Below are 2,402 nucleotides of genomic sequence, written 5' to 3'. Positions count from 1 at the left end.
GTTCAGCGTGAATGTATCAGCTCCATCAAGACAATCCAGACGAGCAAGACGGGCCTGCACAGAGTACCCTCTGCAGGCTTTTTTGTGGGCCTGGGCCGCGCGGCTGTACGTCCCCAGCAGGGATCCCTCCCCATCACGTAGCTTTTTTTGCTTTTTTGCGGCAACTCAGCGGAGGGCAAAGCAGGCTAAAGTGTCGGCATCCTGGCGTCTTGTGGAGAATCCTCGATGTTGTCCACCCAACTCCTCCTCCCCGGAGTGGCAGCTCTGCTCGGCTTCGGGTTTGCTCCAGCCGTCCTGGCTCAGACTTCCCACACCCAGCAGATGGCGATCCTGAACGGCAACGCCACCACCCTGCAAAGCAACGTCCTGCAAAACACCGTCCTGATCCTGCCCAACGTTCCCCCACAACAGTACGCCGACAGTTGGGGCTGGAGGAGCAGCCGCTCTTTGCCTCCCACTCCTGCTCCCATCACCGTCGTCATCCTCAACTCCCAAGTCAACCTAGCTGCCGAGGAAGTCGAGCCGAGGTCTTGCGGCCAGCGCTGTAGGGGATCCCTGCGCCTGCCTTGAGCGGGGGAGGCTGCTTTTTGCACTCCAGACTGCCCAAGTCCGCAATCCGGTTCGCGGCCACGCTCGGATCTGGGTGGATGGGGATTGATATAATCCAGGGCAATTGTCCGCTGCTGGGCGGCAGAGGGTTTTAACGCAAGCTTGGCCCGGCTTTGCAATCTTGCTTTTTGGTGTGCGAGGGATCCCCATGAATCGTTCCAAGCAACTTCGCCCTTGGCTGGCTTCAGCTCTCACCTGCCGGATGGTGCTCAGCACCGCTTTTGCCCTCGCTGGAGCGTTGCGTAGCGATCTGCTGATGGGATCCCCGGCTTGGGCGCAATCGGTTCCTCAGCCCGGCACCCTCGACCTGCGCACCGGTGGCGACACCCCCGCCCAGCCCTCCCCCACCCCACCCCCCGCCGCCGGCGAGCCAGAAGTGTTGGTAGCGGAGGTAGTGGTTGAGGGCACTGAAGATCCGGAGCTGATCAACCGGGTTTACAGCGTCATCCGCACCCGCGCCGGCGAGGTTTCCACCCGCTCTCAATTGCGGGAAGACATCAATGCCGTGTTTGCCACCGGATTGTTTGCCGATGTGCGGGCGGTGCCTTCCGATACACCCTTGGGAGTGCGGGTCACCTTTGAGGTCAAGCCCAACCCCATTCTCAAAGCGGTGCGCACGGAAGGGGCGAAAGTTCTGGATCCGGAAGTGCTGCGGGCCGCCTTTGCCGACCAGGAAGGGCGGGTGCTCAACTTCGGCGAGCTGCAACTGGCTGTGGCCGAGATCGAGCAGTGGTACGCCGACAAGGGCTACGTGCTGGCCAAGGTTACGGATGTGCGCTCCTCTGAAGACGGCACCATCGTCCTGGAAATCGCCGAGGGGGTGATCGAGGATATTCGCGTTCAGGGCAACACCAAAACCCGTGACTTCATCATCACCCGCGAGCTGAAGTCCAAGCCGGGGGATGTGTTTAACCGCAACCAAATCCAGGAAGACCTGCAGGCGGTTTTTAATCTCAACCTGTTTCAAGATGTGAATGTGGGGCTCAACCCCGGCCAGGATCCCGACAAGGTGGTGGTGGTGGTGAACGTGGAAGAACGTCGCACCGGTACTTTGGGAGGCACCATCGGCGTTAGCTCCGCCACAGGGGTCTTCGCCGGCCTCAACGTCTCCGAACAAAACTTGGGCGGCAACAACCAAAGTGCCAGCTTCAACGTGCAGGTGGGCACCAACGAAACCCTCTTCGATTTGAACTTCACCGACCCGCGGATTGCCACGCTGGACATTCCCACCTCCTACAACGTCAACATCTCCAACCAGCAAAGTTCTAGCTTTGTCTTCAATGAGGGATTCACCCTGCCCAATGGGGATCCCGTGCGCATCAACCGTCTTGGTGGCGGGGTGACTTTCTCTCGCCCGATTGGGGGCAATTGGCGGGCCAGCTTGGGCACCCGCATCCAATTTGTAGAAGCTCGCAACAGCAACGGGGAGCAACAGCGCTTCGATGTGCTGGGCAACCCGATTACCTTCAGCGAGAGCGGCCAAGACAGCTACACCACCTTGCGGTTTGGCCTCGTCAACGACGCCCGCGACAACCCCAACAGCCCCAGCCAGGGCTCGGTCTTTCGCATCTCCACAGAACAGTCGGTACGTCTGTTTCAAAATGGCTTGAATGCCAACCGCCTCGAGGCCGGCTACAGCCAGTTCATTCCCGTCAACCTGTTTGAAACCCGCAGCGAGCGACCGCAGGTATTGGCCTTTGATGTGCGGGCGGGCACGACCATCGGCGACTTGGCTCCCTACGATGCTTTTGCCATTGGTGGCGGCAACTCGGTGCGGGGCTTTTTCGAGGGGG

2 protein-coding genes are annotated in these 2,402 nt (G+C 60.3%); both read left to right on the top strand.

What is annotated here, in order from left to right:
- Positions 1–225 precede the first annotated feature (225 nt).
- The gene (locus NW819_RS00350) at positions 226–570 is read left to right on the top strand and encodes a hypothetical protein (protein WP_011432412.1); all 345 of its coding nucleotides are present in this window, start codon (positions 226–228) and stop codon (positions 568–570) included.
- Positions 571–757: 187 nt separating this feature from the next.
- On the top strand, positions 758–2,402 hold a 1,645-nt coding region (locus NW819_RS00345), incomplete at its 3' end, for a BamA/TamA family outer membrane protein (protein ID WP_414412549.1).

The sequence above is a fragment of the Synechococcus sp. R8-2 genome, from assembly GCF_047461715.1.
GTDB lineage: Bacteria > Cyanobacteriota > Cyanobacteriia > Thermostichales > Thermostichaceae > Thermostichus.
This window is presented reverse-complemented; position numbering and strand designations above follow the sequence as displayed.